This is a genomic window from Phaeobacter sp. QD34_24, from assembly GCF_028890115.1.
GTDB lineage: Bacteria > Pseudomonadota > Alphaproteobacteria > Rhodobacterales > Rhodobacteraceae > Phycobacter.
This window is the reverse complement of the sequence record NZ_JARCJD010000035.1, coordinates 1-20,026: the sequence shown is the minus strand read 5'-3', so window position 1 is coordinate 20,026 and position 20,026 is coordinate 1. Positions and strand designations below refer to the sequence as shown.

Sequence of the window (20,026 nt, the reverse complement as noted above, 5' to 3'; positions counted from 1 at the left end):
ATCAGACATGTTACCGCTCGATTTTCGAACCGTGAATCACGCCGCTGGACGGAAATCAATGGGTCCTGACCCTAAGGTTTTCAACCAGTTTTCGAAGATCGTCGTTTAGAGATTCCATCGCAGTTCTCCTTTCCGCGATGGTTACAAAAACTGCTTAACAGCACATTAAGACAAGCCGAACGATCTGACCGCAACGCTCACTCTGCCGCCTACAATGTAGGCGGCTCTGCCGGTGGCCTGTATCCCTCCAGATTCTCGGCCGCCTTCACCGCGCGCAGGCCGACGCGATAGTCGGGGTAGGCCAGCGTCACGCCCAGCTCTGACTTGATGCGCCTGTTTCGCACGCGCTTGTTCTCGCCGTAGAAACTGCGCGCCATCGGGGTCATCCCGGCCTCGTCAAAGGGCACCTCGGCAGGGACCGGCAGGCCCAGCAGTTCGGCCCCATAGCCCAGAACATCCTGCGGCGGGGCGGGTTCGTCATCGCAGACATTGTAGATCGCACCCGGATTGGGGTGGTCGATCGAGGCCTCAAGCACCGTCGCGATATCCTCCACATGGATGCGGGAAAACACCTGTCCGGGCTTCACGATGCGCCGCGCCGTGCCCGCCATCAGCTTGGCAAAGGGGCCGCGACCGGGGCCGTATATGCCTGCCAGACGAAAGATATGCAGCGGCAGACCGGGGATCGCCTGCCATTCCGCCTCTGCCTGCGCGCGCCAGGCACCGCGACGGCTGGAGGGGGCAACCGGTGTATCTTCATCCACCCAGGCGCCGCCCTGATCGCCATAGACAGCGGTGGTGGAGAGATACCCTACCCAGTCGAACTGCCCCGCTGCGGCGCGTGTCGCCAGCTGATCCCGCAACGCCGTGATCACCGGATCGCCATCCTCGTTCGGGCCGACGGAAGACAGCACATGGGTGACGCCCTCAAGGGGGACATCACCGCCGGGCCATTGCAGCAGGTCCACCTCTGTCGGGCCGCCATCCTCCAGCACATCCCGCGTGGTGCCAATCACCCGCCAGCCCCGCGCCAGAACCCGCCGCGCCAGTGCCTGAGCCGAATAACCATAGCCGATTGAGAGAAGTGTTTTTGTCATACGCCATAGATGCGTCGCCGAGCGCCACCCGGCAAGGGCGGAAATGCCCATGATGACGCAAACAGGATGGACCGGCACAGAATCGACGCTACACCGGGAAACAGCGAGCAGAAAAGGAACAGGTGATGGCGCTGCTTCTCGGTGTAGATACGGGCGGGACCTATACGGATGCGGTGCTGATCCGGGATGAGGAGGAGGTGATCGCCTCGGCCAAATCCCTCACCACCCGGCATGATCTGGCCATTGGCGTGGGCGGTGCGGTGCGGGCGGTGTTGGCGCAATCGGGCGTGGCCGCGCAGGATGTGTCGATGGCGGCGCTGTCGACCACGCTGGCCACCAATGCGCTGGTCGAAGGGCAAGGCGGGCGCGTGGCGCTGGTATATATCGGCTTTGCGCCCGAGGATCTTGAGCGCCATGGGTTGAGCGAAGCCCTGAAAGGAGACCCCGCGCTGGTGCTGGCGGGCGGGCATACCCATGCGGGCAGCGAGGCGGCTCCGCTTGATACAGATACCCTTTTGGCCTTTTTAGAGACTGAAACCGTGGGTGTCAGCGGCTATGCCGTCGCCAGCGTCTTTGCCACCCGCAACCCGGCGCATGAGCTGGAGGCTGCCCGGATCATTGCCGAGACAACCGGCGCGCCGGTCACCTGTTCGCACCAGCTGTCGGCGAAACTGAACGGACCGAAACGCGCACTGACGGCGGTGCTGAATGCGCGGCTGATCGGGATGATCGACCGCCTGATCGGGCGCGCGCAGCACACGCTGGCGGATATCGGCATCACCGCGCCGATGATGGTGGTGCGCGGCGACGGGGCCCTGATGTCCGCCGAGCAGGCGCGAACCCGACCGATCGAGACGATCCTCAGCGGCCCTGCCGCCTCCATCGTTGGGGCCCGCTGGATGACCGGGGTCGATACCGCGCTGGTCAGCGACATCGGCGGCACCACCACAGATGTGGCTCTGATCAAGGGCGGACGGCCCGCAATCGATCCCGAGGGCGCCCGCGTCGGCGGCTATCGCACCATGGTGGAGGCGGTTGCCATGCGCACCAGCGGTTTGGGCGGCGACAGCCAGGTCCATATCCACGCAGAAGGCCTGCAAGGCGGGCTGGTGCTGGGACCGCGCCGGGTGGTGCCGATCTCGCTGATCGCGACAGAGGCGCCCGACGTGGTGCACGCAGCGCTGGACCGGCAGGTGAACGCCCCGGTGGTGGGCGAACACGACGGCAAGTTCCTGCGCGCGGTGCCTGGCCTTCCCGTCGCGGGCCTGGGTGAACGGGAGGCTGTGCTGCTGGACCGCATCGGCAGCGACGTGCACCCCCTTGGCGCGGTGCTGCGCACCCGCATGGAGCAGGGCGCGCTGAACAGGCTTGTGGACCGGGGGCTGGTGCAGGTTGCCGGGGTCACGCCCTCGGATGCGTCGCACGTGCTGGGGCGGCTTGATGCCTGGGACCGGGTGGCGGCGGAAAAGGCGCTGACCCTGTTCGCCCGCCGTCGTATCGGCAGCGGGGATACCCTTGCACCGGATGCCGAAACCCTGGCCCGGACGATCATCGACCAGTTGACCGAACAGACCTCTTTGACCTTGTTAGAGGCTGCTTTTGCGGAAGAGTCTGAGGGTTTTGGCCTGCCGCCCGAACAGCTGGCGCGGCATGTCCTGATGCGCCGGGGGCTGAAGAACCACCGGGGCATGCTGGCGCTGGATGCGGCGCTGAACGTGGATGTGGTGGGGCTTGGGGCCTCGGCCCCCAGCTATTACCCGGCGGTGGGAGACCGGCTGCATTGCCGGATGATCCTGCCGGAACATGCAGGCGTCGCCAATGCCATCGGTGCGGTCGTGGGCCGCGTCACCATGCGCCGCAGCGGCAGCGTGACCGCCCCGGCCGAAGGCAAGTTCCGGGTGCACCTGGAGGGCGGGCCACAGGATTTCACCTCTTCTGAGGCGGCACTGAAGACCCTTGAGGATCACCTGAGTGCCGAGGCCCGGCATGAGGCGCAGGCCGCCGGGGCGGAAAATATCAATGTTCATGTCACGCGGGATATCCGCACTGCCCAGGTCGAGGCGCGCGAGGTATTTGTCGAGGCCTTCCTGACTGCCGAAGCAAGCGGACGCCCGCGGGTGGCAACGGAAGACTAGGCAGAAGAAACCCGCCCAAGCCATTCCGCACGGGCGGGCAATTTCAGGCTCTAGCACAAGGGAAATACCCCATTATTATTCCGCCGCGTCGCGTTTGGGCAGGGTCCAGTCGGGACGTGGGAAGTGGCAGGTATAGCCGTCCGGGATCCGCTCAAGATAGTCCTGATGCTCGGGTTCGGCCTCCCAGAAATCTCCCACGGGCTCCAGCTCGGTCACCACCTTGCCGGGCCAGATGCCCGAGGCATTCACATCGGCGATGGTGTCCTCGGCGATCTGTTTCTGGGCCTCATCCACATAGTAGATGGCCGAACGGTAGCTCATCCCGATGTCATTGCCCTGGCGGTTCACCGTGGTGGGATCGTGGATCTGGAAGAAGAACTCCAGAAGCTCCCGGTAAGAGGTCTTGGCCGGATCAAACAGGATCTCGATCCCTTCGGCATGAGTGCCGTGGTTGCGGTAGGTGGCATTGGGCACGTCGCCGCCAGTATAGCCGACGCGGGTCTTGATGACGCCGGGGCGCTTGCGGATCAGGTCCTGCATGCCCCAGAAACAGCCGCCCGCCAGAACGGCGCGTTCAGGATTGCTCATCTGTGGTCCTCCACTTGATCGATGTAATCGCCATAGCCCTGGGCCTCCATGTCGTCGAGATGCACAAAGCGTAGCGAGGCAGAGTTGATGCAGTAGCGCAGGCCGCCACGGTCCAGCGGGCCATCGGGGAAGACGTGCCCCAGATGGCTGTCGCCATGGGTCGAGCGGACCTCGGTGCGGATCATGCCGAGGGAGCGATCCTCCAGTTCCTGCACATGGGCCGGTTCAATCGGTTTGGTGAAACTGGGCCAGCCGCAACCGGATTCATATTTGTCCGCAGAGGCGAACAACGGCTCCCCCGAGACGATATCCACGTAGATCCCCGGCGCCTTGTTATAAAGCAGCTTGCCGGTGCCGGGCCGTTCGGTGCCCGATTTCTGGGTGACGTAGTATTCCTCGTCCGACAGGGCGGCGATGGCATCCGGGTCCTTGGTATAGCGCGTCATGTCCTTCCTCCGGCGGATCAGTCTTTCCTGATACATGGTCCGATGCGCGGCAAATGCAAAGCGATTATTGCATCGGCTCGCGCGGATGTGCGTCACGTCAAAGCGCAGATTGATCCTGTTGGCGCTGCCTTGCGTACCCATAGAAACAGCAGTGGAGGATCAAATGCTACGGATGTGGATATTGGCCGCGCTGGTCGTCGTGGGGCAAATGGCGCAGGCCGCGCCCATCGGCGGGCGGTTTGCCTCGATCGACGGGGGCGAGATTGATCTGGCCAGCTATCGCGGGCAGCCGGTTCTGGTGGTGAATACCGCCTCGCGCTGCGGCTTCACCAAACAGTATTCGGGGCTGCAGACACTCTATGATCGCTACCGGGATCGCGGGCTGGTGGTGCTGGCGGTGCCGTCCAATGATTTCAAACAGGAGCTGGGCAGCGCGGAGGAGGTCAAGCAATTCTGCGAACTGACCTATGATCTGACCCTGCCGATGACCGATATCACCCATGTGAAAGGCACCGGAGCGCATCCGTTTTTTCAGGCCGTGCGCGCCGAGACGGGGTTTGAGCCGGGCTGGAACTTCAACAAAATCCTGATCGCGCCGGATGGATCCGTTGCAGGCACCTGGGGATCCGTCGCGCGGCCCCTGTCGGGACAGATCACCGGCGCGATAGAGCGGTTTCTGCCCTGATACCGATCTCTAACCGGCGGGCTTTGCCTGTTTTCCCGGCTGTCTCGACAGCTGCACGGCCAGGATACCACCAGTCACGATCAACACGCCGATGATATCAAGCGGTCCCAGCTTCTCTCCCAGAAGAAGGCTGGCAATCGCCACGCCAAAGACCGGGTTCAGGAAGTGAAAGGTCGCCGCCCGCACCGCACCGATGCGATTGAGCAGCAGCACCCAGATAAAGGTCGCCGCCAACCCCGGCACCAGCGTGGTATAGGCAAAGGCCAGCGCCAGCGGCAGGGTCGGGTTGACGAAGATATCCTCGAAAAGGGGCGCAGTGACGAACAGGATGGCCGAGCCGATCAGCATCTGCAGCCCCACCACCATCATGAAGTTGCCCCCGGATGTGGCCCCGCGCAGGGCCAGGGTGGCCGTGGCAAGCGCGATGACACCTATCACGCACAATAGAACGCCGAACAGGTCCACACCTGCGCTGATCCGTGTGCCCATGATCAGGGCGACACCCAGCACCCCCGCCAATAGGCCAATGATGCCCAGGGGTTTCAGCCGCTCCCGGAAGATCGCCCAAGAGGCCAGCGCCACCAAGAGCGGCATGGTCGAGGCGATGATGGCGGCAAAGGAGGCCTCGATCGTCTGCATGGCGACAAAATTGAGGCCCAGGTACAGCGCGTTCTGGCAGATGCCGAAGATCACCGTCGCCCGCCATTGGCCCCGCGTCAGCCGCCAGGTCTGGCCCATGGCCGCCGCGATGGCGACGCCGATCAGGCCGGAAATCAGGAACCGCACCGCCAGCGAAAACAGCGGCGATGCATCCACCACGATAATCCGTGCCGAGGTAAAGGCCGAGGACCACATCAGGGCAAAGGTCAGCCCCATGGCAATTGCACGAATATCCACGCCCCATCCTTTCGCAGTTTTGCGGCGACAGTCCCGCAAATCATCCGATCATGCAAGCGGTGCCGGACTTCTGATCAGGGCGAGCGATCACGCAAAAAGGAAGGGCCACCCCTGAGGATGGCCCTTTGAAACTGTGATCCGGTGGATCAACCCTTGGACTTAGCCGTTGACGCTGTCCTTCAGGGCCTTGGCGATGGTCATCTTGACGACCTTGTCGGCCTCTTTCATGAACTTCTCGCCGGTGGCGGGGTTGCGCACTTCGCGCTCGGGGCGCTCGCGGCAGTAGATCTTTCCGACACCGGGCAGGGTCACGGCACCGCCGTTCGACACTTCGCGTGTGATCAGCGCGCAAACAGCATCCAGCGCGGCGCCGGCGGCTTTCTTGTCGCTGCCCATTTCCTCAGCCAGTGCTGCGACAAGCTGGGTTTTGGTCATCGGTTTGGACATTCTTAGCTCTCCTTAAAACTGCCCGAACTCTGGGGCCTCATCGCGTGACATTATCTTTATGTTGTGCGGTAACACAACGCATTGCTTCACCAAAGAGTGAGAAAACAAGCGATTTTCCGCAGAAAACTGGGGAAAACCACCCTTACAGAAAGGCGGTTTCGTCAAAAGAGCGCAGTTTTCGGCTGTGAAGGCGCGCCAAGGGCATGCCGCGCAGCTGCTCCATCGCGCGAATTCCGATCTGCAAATGGCGCGAAACCTGGGTCTGGTAGAAATCAGAGGCCATGCCCGGCAGCTTCAGTTCCCCATGCAGCGGCTTGTCCGACACACACAGCAGCGTGCCGTAGGGCACCCGGAAGCGATAGCCATTGGCAGCAATGGTGGCGCTTTCCATATCCAGCGCAATGGCGCGCGATTGGCTGAGCCGCTGCACCGGGCCGGACTGGTCGCGCAGCTCCCAGTTGCGGTTGTCGATAGTGGCGACTGTGCCGGTGCGCATGATCCGTTTCAGATCGTAGCCTTCCAGTTCGGTGACCTCGGCCACTGCCTGTTCCAGCGCAATCTGGATTTCCGCCAGCGCCGGGATCGGGGTCCAGACCGGCAGGTCATCGTCCAGTACGTGATCCTCGCGCAAGTAAGCATGGGCCAGGACGAAATCGCCCAGCGCCTGGGTGTTCCTGAGCCCGGCGCAGTGCCCCACCATCAGCCAGGCATGCGGCCGCAGCACCGCGATATGGTCGGTGGCGGTCTTGGCGTTCGAGGGACCGACGCCGATATTGACCAGGGTGATACCGCTGCCGTCTTTGCGCTTCAGATGGTAGGTCGGCATCTGCGGCAGCTTGTCGACGGGCGGAATCTCGGCATCCGCATCGGTGATCTCGTGATCGCCGGTGCTGACAAAACCGGTGTAACCCGATGCGGGATCCGCCAGCTGCGCGCGGGCATAGGCTTCGAACTCGGCCACGTAGAACTGGTAGTTGGTGAACAGCACGTGGTTCTGGAAATGCGACGGATCAGTCGCCGTGTAATGCGCCAGCCGCGCCAGCGAGTAATCCACGCGCTGCGCCGTGAACAGCGCCAGCGGCCCGGTGCCATTGGCAGGCTGATGGGTGCCATTGACGATATCGTCATGGGTGGTCGACAGATCCGGCACATCAAAGACATCGCGCAGGGTGAACCCGGCGGCCCCCTCCTGCGGCACGGTCAGATCGGGACGGGCAGCAACCGCGAAATGCACCGGGATCGGTGTGTCTGACGCACCGATGGTGACCGGCTGACCGTGGTTCTTGATCAACAGCCCGATCTGCTGGATCAGGTAGTTGCGGAACAGATCCGGGCGCGTCACCGTGGTGGCATAGGTGCCGGGCATCGACACATGCCCGAAGCTGAGCCGCGAATCCACCTGCGCAAAGCTGGAGGTGGTAAAGCGGATCTCGGGATAGAAGGCGCGGATACGTTGCCCCGCAGGGGCTGCATTTTCCATTACCCGTATGAACCCGTCACACAGGAAATCGGTGGCCTGTTGGTACAACAGCTCCAACCGCTCCACCGCCAGTGCAGGGTCAGTATAGGTTTCGGGTTCGGGGTGTTTCGGCAGACGGATGGTCGTCATGACATAGGCTCTAAAACTGGGATTTTCTGGAATGTGCGCACATCTACCAACCCCAGATCCGAGATCCTGAGTTCCGGGATAACCACCAGCGCCAACAGCGAGTGCTGCATATAGGCGTTGTTCAGCTTGCAGCCGCAGGCCTCCATCGCCTCGACCAGTTTCTGCGCCTTGGCGGCGACCTCGGTGGCAGGGCGGTTCGACATCAGCCCCGCGATGGGCAGTTCGACCAGCGCCAGTTCCTCTCCGTCGCGGAACAGCGTGACACCGCCGCCCACTTCGGCCAGGCGATTGGCGGCCAACGCCATCTGTTCGCGGTCGGTACCGACAACGATCATGTGATGGCTGTCATGGGCCACGGTGGAGGCCATCGCCACGGGTCCCTCGTACCCAAAGCCAGACACAAAGGCATTGGTCACTCCGCCGGTCGCGCGATGGCGTTCGACGAGCGCGATCTGGCACACATCGCCGGTACCTTCGACCAGCCCGTCGACGACCGGCAGTTCCGCCTTAAGCGCCTTGGTCGGGGCCTGGTTTTCCACCACACCGATTACATTGGCGGTGACCGAATTTGCCCCCTCGGGCGCCTTCAGTTCAAAGTCTGCCGCCGTCAGTTGATGCCCCAGATGGACCGTCCCGGTGGCACTTTTCGGCCAGTCAAAATGCGGGCATTCCACCGCGATAGAGCCGTTTTCGGCCACGATCTGCCCGCGAGCCATCACCAATTCGATGGGCAGCGTCCGCAGGTCCGAGGTCAGGATCACATCGGCGCGGCGGCCGGGGGTGATCGATCCCAACTCCCGCTCTAGCCCAAAGTGTGTCGCTGTGTTGATCGTCGCCATCTGCAGGGCCACGACCGGATCGCAGCCGCAGTCGATGGCGTGGCGCACCACCCGGTTCATATGGCCATCATGCACCAAGGTGCCCGAGTGGCAATCATCGGTGCAGAGGATGAAGTTGCGCGGGTCCAGGCCCTTTTCGGTGATCGCGGTGATCTGCGCCTCGACGTCGTACCAGGCAGAGCCGAGCCGCACCATGGCGCGCATTCCCTGTCGCATCCGGGCAATGGCGTCGGCCTCGCAGGTGCCCTCGTGATCGTCCGCCGGGCCGCCCGCCACATAGGCCGCGAAATCGGGGCCAAGGTCCGGAGAGGCATAGTGCCCGCCCACCGTCTTGCCAGCGCGCTGGGTCGCGGCGATCTCGGCCAACATCTTTGGATCGGCATTGGCAACGCCAGGGAAATTCATCATCTCGCCCAGACCGATGATGCCGGGCCAGGTCATCGCCTCGCTCACATCCTCGGGCGAGATTTCATAGCCCGTCGTCTCAAGCCCCGGCGCCGAAGGGGCGCAGCTTGGCATCTGGGTGAAGATATTGACTGGCTGCATCAGCGCCTCGTCATGCATCATCCGCACGCCATCCAGACCCAGCACATTGGCGATCTCATGCGGATCAGTGAACATCGTCGTGGTGCCATGTGGGATCACCGCGCGGGCAAATTCCGCCGGGGTCAGCATGCCACTTTCGATATGCATATGGGCATCACACAGGCCCGGGATCATGTAGCGACCCTGCGCTTCGATCACTTCGGTGTCCGGACCGGTGCAGTAAGAGGCATCGGGGCCAACATAGGCGATCCGCCCCGCGACGATGGCGATGTCGTGGCCGTCCAGCACTTCGCGGGTGTGCACATTGACCCATTTACCCTGCCGGATCACCGTGTCTGCAGGCGCACGGCCAGCGGCAACATCGATCAGTTTCGGGGCGGAATCGGGCCAGCTCGGAAATACGGTCTGTGTCATGCGCCAATTGTTCTGATTGCGCTCACAAGTGCAAGGGGCGACGGTATTCTGCGCTCAAAGGATCACCTATCGGGGAAAGCGAAGAATTCCCCTTGTCAGTTTGGGCGCGACGCGGGAGGCTGGAGAAAATTGGGATCGATGAGCTGGTAAATCAGGCTCTAACAAGCGGAAATTGGAGAGCATCACATGACAGTCACGGATTTGCATCCCGGTGTCGACCGGCAGAATATCGGGCACTGGCAGGAGCGGGTTGACCTTGCGGCCACCTTTCGCTGGACCGAACGGCTGAACATGCACGAAGGGGTGGCGAACCATTTCAGCCTGGCGGTGAACCCGGAAGGCACCCGGTTCCTGATGAATGCCAACCAGATGCATTTTGCCCGTATCACCGCCTCCAACCTGTTGCTGCTGGACGCCGATGATCCGGCAACGATGGAGCGGCCCGATGCGCCCGATCCGACCGCCTGGGGGCTGCATGGCTCGATCCACCGGCTGTGTCCCCATGCCCGCTGCGTGATGCATGTGCATTCGATCTTTGCCACGGTTCTGGCCTCGCTCGCCGATAGCAATCTGCCGCCCATCGACCAGAACACCGCAATGTTCTTTGATCGCTACGTGATCGACGATGGCTATGGCGGCCTCGCCTTCGAGGATGAAGGCAGCCGTTGTGCCGCCATGCTGCGTGATCCCAAGAAGAAGGTGATGATCATGGGCAACCATGGCGTTCTTGTGATCGGCGATGATCCCGGCGATACCTTCAACCGGCTCTATTACTTTGAACGCGCGGCCGAGACCTACATTCGTGCGCTGCAAACCGGCCTCCCCCTGCGGCGCCTGTCGGACGAGGTCGCCGAAAAGACCGCGGCCGAGCTGGACAACTACCCCGGTCAGGCCGAGGCACACCTGCGGGAGATCAAGCTGGTGCTGGACGGCGAAGGCTCCACCTACGCCAGTTGATCGACAGGCCGCACGAAAGGGTCGCCACGGATGCATGCGCTCGCCGATACCACCAAGCTCACCCAAGACGGCGTAATCACCGCCGATCAGGCCCGCATCATCGAGAGCCGCGCGCGCGAGGCGATGGTCACCCTTGGCGTCAATGTGATCCTGTGCCTTGGCATCCTGGCCGCCACCGGAGGGTTCATCTTCTGGCTGGCCGAGCCCCTGCCGGTTGCCATTGCAGGCCTTCTGATGACGGCGGGCGGCCTGGTGATCCTGGCGCGCATGGCCGAGCTGTTTCGGATGTTCGGCAATGCGGCCACGCTGATCGGGGCGGGCATGCTGATCGGCGGCGCCACGCTAGAGCTGATGGAGAGTTATGAAGACAGTGCGGGGCTGATCCTGGCGCCTGCCGGGGGTGCCCTGCTGGCGGGCCTCATGCTGCGGTACTGGCGCGGCGGTCTGTCGTCGCATTTTGTTCTTGGCAGTCTGATCCTGATGGCGCTGGCCGTCCATATCATCGGGATCGAGGCGCTGAGCCATCAGCACGACATCGGCTCACCGCTGCGCAATATCGAAATGCTCTATTACGCCGCCCTGCTGGCAGGTGTCGGCGCGCTGATCGATGTGCGGATGATCACGGCGCTGGCATTGGCGCCCTTTGCGCAGGCGCTGGAAACCGGCAGCGCCTATTTTCACGCGGCCTATGTGTTCTATTCCCCCGAGCCGACGCTTTCGATCCTGCAGATGGCATTGCTGATCGCCCTGTGCCTGTGGTTCGCCAAACGCCAGCCCGAACGCATGGCGCGGCACCTGCGCAGCCTAGTGATGCTCGCCTTTGTGGTGGCCAATCTCTGCGCGCTGGTCGGGTCGCTTTGGGGGGATTATCCCGGAGAGACCCTCTGGGGGCCAGGTCGTTACTCTGGCAGCGCCTATGAGGATTGGGAGAGTTTCGACACCGCCCGAACCGCATTCCGCGACCATGCCTTTGAACTGACCGCCGGGACCTATTCCGTGCTTTGGGCGCTGCTGCTGGCGGGCATGGTGATCTGGGCCGCCCAGCGCAACGAACGGGGGCTTTTCAATGCCGCGCTCACCTTTGGCGGCATTCATGCCTATACCCAACTGTTCGAAAGCTTCGCGGATGAGCCGCTTGCCTATGTGATCGGCGGGCTTGCCGCCATTCCGCTGGCCTGGGGGATCTGGCGTCTGAACGGCTGGATCAGCACGCGGCAAGGCGTCGGCTAACCCCGGCGCAGCTCTTGCGGCGTGGTGCCGAATTCGCGGCGAAAGGCACGGGTCATGGCGCTGGGGTCCTCATAGCCGCAGCGCAGGGCGATCTCGGCCACCGCCAGGGGCGTTTCCAGCACCAGCTTGCGCGCCTGGATCAGCCGCAGCCTGCGGTAGACCACCTGCGGAGATACGCCGAGCTCCGCCTTCATCCGCGCCTCCAGATCCTTCTGGCTGCGGCCCACGCGGCGGGCGACGGTGCCGATGGTCAGCGGCTCTTCGAGGTTGGCCTGCATCACCTCGATGGCCCGCACCAAGGACCGGCTGCGCGCCAGCGGCACCACCTGGCCGCCGGTGGCCTCGGGGCTCATGAACAGGGCGGCAAGCTCCAGCCGCAGGGCCTGCCCGTGGCGTTCCGCAATCAGGTCCAGCATCAGCTCGAACGCTGCCAACGCACCAGAGCAGGTGATCCGGTTGCCGTCTCGCACGTGGCGCAGGCGCTGTGCATCGACGGCAGGAAAGGCTTCGGCAAAACCCGGCAATTCTTCCCAGTGAATGGTCGCGCAGCGCCCATCAAGCAGTCCCGCAGCCGCCAACAGCCAGGCACCTGCATCAAACCCCGCCATCACGCCGTAGCGCCCCGCCGCCGCCCGCAGCGCCCGGCCCGTGGCCTCGCTCGCCAATCGCCGGTAATCATAGCTGGGCATGGCAATCAGCATATCGCCACTGCAGTCGGTCAGGCGCGCATGGGCCGTCACCTCCATCCCGGCCGAGGACACCGCCGTGCCGCCGGACAGCGTCAGGAACCGCCAACCGTAGATCCGCCGCCCCGCCAGGGTGTTGGCAGCGCGCATCGGCTCTATCGTGTTGGCCAGGCAATGGCCGGAAAAGGCATCGAAGAGCAGCACATCGACTTGCTGCGGCGCGGCGGCATCTTTGACCCAACTCTGCATGGTTTATCTCATTTCTGCATGATATCAGCCTACAGCCCTCCTAGGCTTTGCGGCAAGCGAACAAGAAGGATCCCCGTGATGCAGTTTGGCATGAGCGAAGAACAGACGATGATCGTCGATACCACCCGCGCCTTTGTCGAAAAGGAGCTGTACCCGCACGAGCTGGAGGTGGAGCGCAGCGGCCATCTGCCCATGGAGCTGATCAAGGAGATCCAGGCCAAGGCGATCGACGCTGGCCTATATGCCGCCAACATGCCCGAAGAAGTGGGCGGCGCGGGGCTCGATACGCTGACCTGGCTGATGTACGAAAAGGAGCTGGGTCGCGCCAATTATGCGCTGCACTGGACCTGCGTTGCGCGCCCTTCAAACATCCTGCTGGCGGGCACGGAGGAACAGAAGGAAAAGTACCTCTACCCCTGCATGAAGGGCGAGAAATGGGATTGTCTTGCCATGACAGAGCCGGGTGCGGGGTCCGACCTGCGCGGCATGACGGCAACGGCGCGGGCGGATGGTGCCGACTTCATCCTCAATGGCACCAAGCATTTCATCAGCCATGCTGACATCGCCGATTTCGCTATCGTCTTCATGGCCACCGGCGAAGAGATGACGCCGCGCGGACCAAAGAAGAAGATCACCGCCTTTTTCGTGGACAAGGGCACGCCGGGCTTCAGCGTGCGCGACGGATACCGCAATGTCAGCCACCGCGGCTATACCAATGCGGTGCTGGAATTCGACGAGTGCCGCCTGCCGAAATCGGCGATCCTGGGTGAGGTGGACAAGGGCTTCGAGGTGGCAAACACCTGGCTGGGCGCCACCCGCCTGCAAGTGGCCGCAACCTGTCTTGGCCGCGCCGAACGGGCGCTGCAGCAGGCGGTGGAATATGCCGCCGAGCGCAAGCAGTTCGGCCAGCAGATCGGCAAGTTCCAGGGCGTCTCCTTCAAGCTGGCCGATATGGCAATGGAACTGAAGGCCGCGAACCTATTGACCTGGGAAGCAGGCTGGAAGTTCGATCAGGGCAGCGTCACCGAAAGCGACATGTCCATGGCCAAGCTGAAGGCAACCGAAATGCTGGCCATGGTCGCCGATGAGGCGATCCAGATCCACGGCGGCATGGGGCTGATGGACGAGCTGCCGCTGGAACGCATCTGGCGCGATGCCCGGGTCGAACGGATCTGGGAAGGCACCAGCGAAATCCAGCGCCATATCATCAGCCGCGAACTGCTGCGCCCGCTTGGAGGCTGAAGGACGTTGCGTCATCTGAAGGACAAGCCACGGCGCACTGCATGCCGCAAGAATACAGCGGTTCTCCCGGTGGGAGAGTTGCTAAATTTGATCAGATTTCTGGATCCACGCGCCGCCGCAAGGCCGCAGCGGACCGCACATGCGACAGCCGCGATTTCGTATCGGCGGCACACTGCCAAGAAATGCTGGGCTTTGGAAAAAGTCAGCCCCCCGACACCAATCCGGCGCGGGGGGCTTCCTAGATATGCGGTCTAAAGCATCCCTACTCGTTCCGCACAACTATAAAGAGTTAAAGACCTTAACCAAAGGTTACTTTTCTGTGCGTTATTTCACCACATGTCCAACCACATGATTTTACGAGGAGTTTCAGCATGACACATGAACTGTCTCGACTGCTCCGCCCACAGATGATTGCGGTTTTCGGTGGCGGGGACTGGTGCCGCCTTGTGATTGAGCAGTGCCAGGCCATGCGATTCGCGGGTGAGATCTGGCCCGTGCACCCCAAGGCAGAAGAAATCGCGGAGCTTCGCGCCTATGCCTCCATCGCCGATCTGCCCGAGGCACCGGACGCCACATTCATCGGCGTGAACCGCCACGCCACCGTCGATATCGTGGGGCAGCTTGCGGCGCGCGGCGCAGGTGGTGCGGTTTGTTTTGCCTCGGGGTTTCTCGAATCCCAGGCCGAGGATGCCGATGGCGCCGATCTGCAGGCCCGCCTGCTGGAGGCCGCCGGGGAGATGCCGATCCTGGGTCCGAACTGCTACGGGTTCATCAACTACCTGGATGGCGCACTGTTGTGGCCGGATCAACATGGCGGTGAGCGGATGGATCGCGGCGTGGCCATCGTCACCCAAAGCTCCAACATCGCCATCAACCTCACCATGCAGCAGCGCGGCCTGCCGCTGGCCTATGTGGTCACCGCAGGCAATCAGGCGCAGGCGGATATTTCCCATATCGGCACCGCGTTGCTGGAGGATGAGCGCGTCACCGCCCTGGGTCTGCATATCGAGGGGATCAAGGATCTGCGCGCCTTTGAGGCCCTGGCGGCCCGGGCCCGCGCGCTTGGCAAGCCCATCGTCGCGCTGAAGGTCGGCAAATCGGACCAGGCGCAGGCGGCAACCGTCTCCCACACCGCCTCGGTCGCGGGGGGGGATGCCGGGGCTGCGGCGCTGCTGGCCCGGCTTGGCATTGCGCGCATCGATGATTTGCCGACCTTCCTGGAAACCCTGAAGCTCTTGCATGTGGCGGGGCGGCTGCCGTCGAACCGTATCGCCTCGATCAGCTGTTCCGGGGGCGAGGCAAGCCTGGCCGCCGATACCGCCCATGGGCGCGATGTGACCTTCCCGCCCCTGAACCCGCGCCAGAGCGAAAACCTCCGCGCCGCGTTGGGGCCGATGGTGGCCCTGGCCAACCCCTTGGATTACCACACCTATATCTGGCGCGATGTCGAGGCGATGACCCGCGCCTTTGCCGCCATGATGGACCCGAGCCTTGCCATGACCCTACTGATCGTGGATTTCCCGCGCCCCGATCGCTGCTCGGCTGCCGATTGGGACTGCGCCATCGAGGCCACCGTGGCGGCGCGCCAGCAGACCGGCGCCAATGTAGGCATGGTCGCCACCCTGCCCGAGCTTTTGCCCGAGGATGTGGCGGCCCGGCTGATGGCGGCAGGCGTCGTGCCCTTCTGCGGCCTGAGCGAAGCGATCAAGGCCTGCGAAGCCGCAAGTCGCCCGGCAGCCTCCAGCACCGAGCCGCTCTTGCTGCCGACCCCCACGGTTGAACCCGATCTGATCCCCGAGGCCGAAGCCAAGCGGCGCCTGTCCGATTATCGCCTGCGCGTGCCCATATCCCACCGCGCGCGCACCCCCGGCGCCGCCCGCGCCTGCGCTGCCGATATCGGCTATCCGGTTGTTCTGAAGGGCGAAGGGCTGGCGCATAAATCCGAGGCGGGCGCCGTGGTGCTGAACCTGCAATCGGGCGGTGAGGTCAGCGATGCGGCGAACCAGATGGATGCCAGATCCTTCCTGGTGGAAGAAATGATCACCGGCACTGTCGCGGAGCTGCTGATCGGCGTCGTCAAGGATCCCGCCCACGGCTTTGTCCTCACGCTCGCCGCAGGCGGCACCCTGACCGAGATCCTGCAGGACAGCGCCTCGCTCCTGCTGCCGGTAAGCGATGCGATGATCGAACAGGCGCTTGCTTCCCTGCGCATCGATACCGTGCTGGAGGGCTATCGTGGCAAACCCTCCGCCGACCGGGCCGCCATCCTGCGCGCCATCCGCGCAGTGGAAGCTTATGTACTGGACCACGCCGAAGGTCTGGAAGAGATTGAAATCAACCCGCTGATCTGCACCGCGACAGATGCCATTGCAGCGGATGCGCTGATGCGCAGAAAGGACTGGTAAGATGACCGACACAGCTCAAAGCCCCGTCAAAACCCGCCGCGAGGGCGCCATCCTCGAGGTGACGCTGGACCGACCCAAGGCCAATGCCATCGACCTGAAAACCAGCGTCGTGATGGGTGAGGTCTTTCGCACCTTCCGCGACGATCCCGAGTTGCGCGTCGCGATCCTGACCGGGGGTGGAGAGAAATTCTTCTGCCCAGGCTGGGATCTGAAAGCCGCCGCCGACGGCGATGCGGTGGATGGCGATTACGGCGTCGGCGGCTTTGGCGGGCTGCAGGAGATGCGCGATATGAACAAGCCGGTGATTGCCGCGGTAAATGGCATCGCCTGCGGTGGCGGGCTGGAGTTGGCCTTGTCCGCCGACATGATCATTGCCGCCGATCACGCCACCTTTGCCCTGCCGGAAATCCGCTCGGGCACCGTCGCCGATGCTGCCTCGATCAAGCTGCCGAAACGCATCCCCTATCACATCGCCATGGAGCTGCTGCTGACGGGCCGCTGGTTCGACGCGGAAGAGGCAAACCGCTGGGGCCTGGTGAATGAGATCGTGCCCGCCGGTCAGCTGATGGACCGCGCCTGGGAGCTGGCGCGTCTTTTGGCCTCTGGCCCGCCGCTGGTCTATGCGGCGATCAAGGAGATCGTGCGCGATGCGGAGGATTCCAAGTTCCAGGACGCCATGAACCGCATCACCAAACGGCAGCTGCGCTCGGTCGATGTGCTTTATGACAGCGAGGATCAGATGGAGGGGGCGCGCGCCTTTGCCGAGAAACGCGATCCGGTCTGGAAGGGGCGTTAAGCGTCCCTCAGGCGCTCCACCGCCCAGCGTGCGGCCTCGGCCACCACGGGATCGGGATCCTCGGTCAGCCGTGCTGCCGCCGGGGCCAGCGCGGGGTCGTTTGAGTTGCCAATGGCATAAAGCACATTGCGCACGAAACGGTCCCGCCCGATGCGCTTGATCGGGGATCCGGAGAATTTTTCGCGAAAGCCCGCATCGTCCAGCGCAGCCAGATCGGCAAGGCGCGGTGCGGTCAGCCCCTCGCGCGCCGCATAACGCATATCGCTAGCCGCAACGGCAAATTTGTTCCAGGGACAGGCCGACAGGCAATCATCGCAGCCATAGATCCGGTTGCCCATCCTGGCACGCAGGTCATGATCCACCGGCCCTTTGTACTCGATCGTGAGATAGGAAATGCAGCGCCGTGCATCCAGCTGATAGGGCGCCGGAAAGGCATCGGTCGGACAGGCGTCCAGACAGGACCGGCAGGATCCGCAATGGTCCCGCTCTGGTCCATCCACCGGCAGGTCCAGCGTGGTGAAAACAGAGCCTAAAAAGGCCCAATTGCCCCAATCCCGGCTTACGAGATTGGTGTGCTTTCCCTGCCAACCAAGCCCCGCCGCCTGCCCCAGCGGCTTTTCCGGCACCGGGGCTGTATCGACAAAGACCTTCACCTCTGCCGCATCGCCGTCCTTCTGCGCCTCGGCAATCAGCCAGCGGGCCAGACGTTTGAGACGCTTCTTGACCAGGTCGTGATAATCCTTGCCGCGCGCATAGACCGATACCGCGCCCCGGTCCGCCATTCCGACAACCGCCATCGGATCCTCGTCCGGCGTATAGCTTTCGGCGAGCATGATAACCGACCGCGCCTCGGGCCAAAGCTGCGCAGGATCGCCGCGCCAATGGCTGCGCTCTTCCATCCAACCCATCTGCCCGTGATAGCCCGCTGTCAGGAATGCCTGCAGCCGTTCGGGCACCTCGGGTACGTCCCAGGGGCGGCCGATCCGGCAGGACACGAACCCTTCGGCCAGCGCCTGCCGGATCAAACTTTCCTTCAGCGCGGCGCTCATGTCGACACCGGCAGGGCCAGATCAGAAATCGAGGTCGGCATAATGCGGCGGCGGGCGGAAGCCGGGGATCTGGTCGGCCAGGATCGAGCGGAACGCCGGGCGCGACTTGATCTTGGCATACCAGTCCTTCACCACCGCCGAGCGGTTCCAATCCACGTCCGAAATGTAATCGAGCGAGGACAGATGCGCCGCGGCGGCAAAATCCGCCAGCGTCATGCTGTCGCCCGCCAACCAGCGCCGATGATCCAGGAGCCAGGCCATGTAATCGAGGTGATACTTGATCGCCCGCGCCCCGGCCTTGACGTTTCGACTGTCGGGATAGCCTTCGCCGGTGACCTTCTTGTTGACCCGCTCATAGAGCAGTTTCGAGGTCACCTCGTTGTGGAACTTGTCGTCAAACCAGCTGACCAGGCGGCGCACCTCGTAGCGGCCATCGGGGTCCGAAGGCATCAGCGAGGGCTCGGGCCGGGTTTCCTCGATATATTCACAGATCGCGGCACTTTCCGACATCATCTTGCCGTCAAGCCGCACCACCGGGACCTTGGCCGCCGGGTTGCGGCGCAGGAAATCGGGATCCTTCTCCCAATAGCGTTCTTCGACCAGCTCGACCTCGATCTTCTTTTCCGCCAGCGACAGGCGGACCTTGCGGCAGAAGGGGGACAGGGGAACGTGATACAGGCGTGCCATTGGCTGATGGGTGCTCCTGAAGCATGCGGGATGACACCAGCAATGCCCGCTTGCGGCAAAAACTTCAATCCTCGAAACAGGCCGAACGGCCATCTGCGCGGATGGTGGCCGCCCCGTCCTGGATCTGCGCCGCCCGCTGGCACAGACGTGGCGAGGGACGCGCCGCAGACCGCCCCTTTGGATCGGGCAGAACCGCCGCGATCAGGGCCGCCTGACGGTTCGACAGCGCATCCGGACCAACACCGAAATAGCGCCGCGCCGCCGCTTCGGCTCCAAAGACGCCCTCATCCATTTCGGCCACGTTCAGATAGACCTCCAGGATGCGCCGCTTGCTCCAGATTGCCTCGACCAGGGGCGTCAGCACCACCTCCAGCGCCTTGCGAACCCAGCTGCGATCCTGCCAGAGGAAGACATTCTTCACCACCTGCTGGGAAATGGTCGAACCGCCGCGTTGCCCGCCTTCGGCCAGGGCAGCCCGCACCGCGATCACATCAATGCCCCAATGCTGGCAGAACCGGGCATCCTCGGCCGCGACGACCGAACGCGCCAAGGCCGGCGCGATATCCTCCAACGGCACCCATTCGCGGTCCACCTCGCCCAATCGGCGCTGCTCGGACCATATGGTATGGGTGATCGGCGGGTTCACCACCGAGAAAAGAGCGATCAGCGCAACAATCAATACGATGACCGCGAGGCAGGCCCGCAAGAGCCACCGCCTGATCCACCTGAAGGGCCATGTCATCCGCCACCATAATGTGGGGCGTGCGGCACCCGTCTTTCTCTTTACTGCCTTAGCCATGTCTCTCTATAGGTCAGCGAACCGCCCAGCCCAACCATGAAAGAACGCGCCCCTGAACAGCGGCCAGCGCCAAATCGCCATCGGGATGAAGCGTTTGATTTATTCGGGCGATGTCCCTAAAAATCCAATCGACAAATGTTCAAACGTTAGGGTCAGGACCCATTGATTTCCGTCCAGCGGCGTGATTCACGGTTCGAAAATCGAGCGGTAACATGTCTGATCT

18 protein-coding genes are annotated in these 20,026 nt (G+C 63.2%); 7 read left to right on the top strand and 11 right to left on the bottom strand.

Annotation, left to right across the window (positions count from 1 at the left end):
• Window positions 1-209: 209 nt before the first annotated feature.
• Window positions 210-1,097, bottom strand: a complete 888-nt coding sequence (locus PXK07_RS18045; RefSeq protein WP_274849716.1) for an SDR family oxidoreductase — start codon at window positions 1,095-1,097, stop codon at window positions 210-212.
• 125 nt (window positions 1,098-1,222) lie between these two features.
• Here PXK07_RS18045 and PXK07_RS18040 point away from each other — a divergent pair, with 125 nt between their 5' ends.
• The gene (locus tag PXK07_RS18040) at window positions 1,223-3,232 is read left to right on the top strand and encodes a hydantoinase/oxoprolinase family protein (RefSeq protein ID WP_274849715.1); all 2,010 of its coding nucleotides are present in this window, start codon (window positions 1,223-1,225) and stop codon (window positions 3,230-3,232) included.
• Window positions 3,233-3,307: 75 nt separating this feature from the next.
• On the opposite strand, the gene msrA is transcribed toward PXK07_RS18040, so the two are convergent.
• Window positions 3,308-3,820: a peptide-methionine (S)-S-oxide reductase MsrA gene (msrA, locus tag PXK07_RS18035; RefSeq protein ID WP_274849714.1), complete on the bottom strand. Its 513-nt coding sequence runs from the start codon at window positions 3,818-3,820 to the stop codon at window positions 3,308-3,310.
• Window positions 3,817-4,266: a peptide-methionine (R)-S-oxide reductase MsrB gene (msrB, locus tag PXK07_RS18030; RefSeq protein ID WP_274849713.1), complete on the bottom strand. Its 450-nt coding sequence runs from the start codon at window positions 4,264-4,266 to the stop codon at window positions 3,817-3,819. Before msrB ends, msrA begins: the two co-directional genes overlap by 4 nt.
• Before the next feature lie 163 nt (window positions 4,267-4,429).
• Here msrB and PXK07_RS18025 point away from each other — a divergent pair, with 163 nt between their 5' ends.
• Window positions 4,430-4,951, top strand: a complete 522-nt coding sequence (locus tag PXK07_RS18025; protein ID WP_446728402.1) for a glutathione peroxidase — start codon at window positions 4,430-4,432, stop codon at window positions 4,949-4,951.
• Between the two features lie 9 nt (window positions 4,952-4,960).
• Here the strand turns inward: PXK07_RS18025 and PXK07_RS18020 are convergent, their stop codons facing one another.
• The 4 genes from PXK07_RS18020 to ade all read right to left on the bottom strand — a co-directional run bounded on the left by PXK07_RS18020 (window position 4,961) and on the right by ade (window position 9,703).
• Window positions 4,961-5,848, bottom strand: coding sequence for a DMT family transporter (locus tag PXK07_RS18020; protein WP_274849712.1), 888 nt, complete (start codon window positions 5,846-5,848; stop codon window positions 4,961-4,963).
• Between the two features lie 159 nt (window positions 5,849-6,007).
• Window positions 6,008-6,295: an HU family DNA-binding protein gene (locus PXK07_RS18015; protein WP_274849711.1), complete on the bottom strand. Its 288-nt coding sequence runs from the start codon at window positions 6,293-6,295 to the stop codon at window positions 6,008-6,010.
• Window positions 6,296-6,437: 142 nt separating this feature from the next.
• Window positions 6,438-7,904, bottom strand: coding sequence for an AMP nucleosidase (locus tag PXK07_RS18010; RefSeq protein WP_274849710.1), 1,467 nt, complete (start codon window positions 7,902-7,904; stop codon window positions 6,438-6,440).
• On the bottom strand, window positions 7,901-9,703 hold the full coding sequence (gene ade, locus PXK07_RS18005) for an adenine deaminase (RefSeq protein ID WP_274849709.1): 1,803 nt from the start codon (window positions 9,701-9,703) through the stop codon (window positions 7,901-7,903). The genes PXK07_RS18010 and ade overlap by 4 nt, the downstream gene beginning before the upstream one ends.
• Window positions 9,704-9,889: 186 nt before the next feature.
• Between ade and PXK07_RS18000 the strand changes: the two genes are divergently transcribed.
• Window positions 9,890-10,660 (top strand): class II aldolase and adducin N-terminal domain-containing protein, encoded by a 771-nt coding sequence (locus PXK07_RS18000; RefSeq protein WP_274849708.1) that lies wholly within the window; start codon window positions 9,890-9,892, stop codon window positions 10,658-10,660.
• Between the two features lie 30 nt (window positions 10,661-10,690).
• Entirely contained in the window at window positions 10,691-11,890 is a 1,200-nt protein-coding gene (locus tag PXK07_RS17995; protein WP_274849707.1) for a hypothetical protein, read from the top strand.
• On the opposite strand, the gene PXK07_RS17990 is transcribed toward PXK07_RS17995, so the two are convergent.
• The gene (locus PXK07_RS17990; protein WP_274849706.1) at window positions 11,887-12,825 is read right to left on the bottom strand and encodes a GlxA family transcriptional regulator; all 939 of its coding nucleotides are present in this window, start codon (window positions 12,823-12,825) and stop codon (window positions 11,887-11,889) included. The two genes, PXK07_RS17995 and PXK07_RS17990, sit on opposite strands and share 4 nt — an antisense overlap.
• Window positions 12,826-12,903: 78 nt before the next feature.
• Between PXK07_RS17990 and PXK07_RS17985 the strand changes: the two genes are divergently transcribed.
• From PXK07_RS17985 to PXK07_RS17975, 3 genes are all read left to right on the top strand, one after another.
• Window positions 12,904-14,067, top strand: coding sequence for an acyl-CoA dehydrogenase family protein (locus tag PXK07_RS17985; RefSeq protein ID WP_274849705.1), 1,164 nt, complete (start codon window positions 12,904-12,906; stop codon window positions 14,065-14,067).
• A gap of 371 nt (window positions 14,068-14,438) precedes the next feature.
• Entirely contained in the window at window positions 14,439-16,472 is a 2,034-nt protein-coding gene (locus tag PXK07_RS17980; protein WP_274849704.1) for an acetate--CoA ligase family protein, read from the top strand.
• 1 nt (window position 16,473) lies between these two features.
• Window positions 16,474-17,268: a carnitinyl-CoA dehydratase gene (locus tag PXK07_RS17975; RefSeq protein ID WP_274849703.1), complete on the top strand. Its 795-nt coding sequence runs from the start codon at window positions 16,474-16,476 to the stop codon at window positions 17,266-17,268.
• Here PXK07_RS17975 and queG read toward each other — a convergent pair.
• From queG to mtgA, 3 genes are all read right to left on the bottom strand, one after another.
• Window positions 17,265-18,317: a tRNA epoxyqueuosine(34) reductase QueG gene (queG, locus tag PXK07_RS17970; RefSeq protein ID WP_274849702.1), complete on the bottom strand. Its 1,053-nt coding sequence runs from the start codon at window positions 18,315-18,317 to the stop codon at window positions 17,265-17,267. The genes PXK07_RS17975 and queG overlap by 4 nt on opposite strands.
• 21 nt (window positions 18,318-18,338) lie before the next feature.
• Window positions 18,339-19,004, bottom strand: coding sequence for an FtsZ-binding protein FzlA (fzlA, locus tag PXK07_RS17965; protein WP_274849701.1), 666 nt, complete (start codon window positions 19,002-19,004; stop codon window positions 18,339-18,341).
• Between the two features lie 64 nt (window positions 19,005-19,068).
• Window positions 19,069-19,746, bottom strand: a complete 678-nt coding sequence (gene mtgA / locus PXK07_RS17960; protein ID WP_274849700.1) for a monofunctional biosynthetic peptidoglycan transglycosylase — start codon at window positions 19,744-19,746, stop codon at window positions 19,069-19,071.
• Between the last annotated feature and the right edge of the window lie 280 nt (window positions 19,747-20,026).

Bases quoted from the DNA above. Each gene is read 5' to 3' on its own strand.
- PXK07_RS18045 (WP_274849716.1), bottom strand. From the start codon at position 1,097: ATGACAAAAACACTTCTCTCAATCGGCTATGGTTATTCGGCTCAGGCA.
- PXK07_RS18040 (WP_274849715.1), top strand. From the start codon at position 1,223: ATGGCGCTGCTTCTCGGTGTAGATACGGGCGGGACCTATACGGATGCG.
- msrA (WP_274849714.1), bottom strand. From the start codon at position 3,820: ATGAGCAATCCTGAACGCGCCGTTCTGGCGGGCGGCTGTTTCTGGGGC.
- msrB (WP_274849713.1), bottom strand. From the start codon at position 4,266: ATGACGCGCTATACCAAGGACCCGGATGCCATCGCCGCCCTGTCGGAC.
- PXK07_RS18025 (WP_446728402.1), top strand. From the start codon at position 4,430: ATGCTACGGATGTGGATATTGGCCGCGCTGGTCGTCGTGGGGCAAATG.
- PXK07_RS18015 (WP_274849711.1), bottom strand. From the start codon at position 6,295: ATGTCCAAACCGATGACCAAAACCCAGCTTGTCGCAGCACTGGCTGAG.
- PXK07_RS18010 (WP_274849710.1), bottom strand. From the start codon at position 7,904: ATGACGACCATCCGTCTGCCGAAACACCCCGAACCCGAAACCTATACT.
- ade (WP_274849709.1), bottom strand. From the start codon at position 9,703: ATGACACAGACCGTATTTCCGAGCTGGCCCGATTCCGCCCCGAAACTG.
- PXK07_RS18000 (WP_274849708.1), top strand. From the start codon at position 9,890: ATGACAGTCACGGATTTGCATCCCGGTGTCGACCGGCAGAATATCGGG.
- PXK07_RS17995 (WP_274849707.1), top strand. From the start codon at position 10,691: ATGCATGCGCTCGCCGATACCACCAAGCTCACCCAAGACGGCGTAATC.
- PXK07_RS17990 (WP_274849706.1), bottom strand. From the start codon at position 12,825: ATGCAGAGTTGGGTCAAAGATGCCGCCGCGCCGCAGCAAGTCGATGTG.
- PXK07_RS17985 (WP_274849705.1), top strand. From the start codon at position 12,904: ATGCAGTTTGGCATGAGCGAAGAACAGACGATGATCGTCGATACCACC.
- PXK07_RS17980 (WP_274849704.1), top strand. From the start codon at position 14,439: ATGACACATGAACTGTCTCGACTGCTCCGCCCACAGATGATTGCGGTT.
- PXK07_RS17975 (WP_274849703.1), top strand. From the start codon at position 16,474: ATGACCGACACAGCTCAAAGCCCCGTCAAAACCCGCCGCGAGGGCGCC.
- queG (WP_274849702.1), bottom strand. From the start codon at position 18,317: ATGAGCGCCGCGCTGAAGGAAAGTTTGATCCGGCAGGCGCTGGCCGAA.
- fzlA (WP_274849701.1), bottom strand. From the start codon at position 19,004: ATGGCACGCCTGTATCACGTTCCCCTGTCCCCCTTCTGCCGCAAGGTC.
- mtgA (WP_274849700.1), bottom strand. From the start codon at position 19,746: ATGACATGGCCCTTCAGGTGGATCAGGCGGTGGCTCTTGCGGGCCTGC.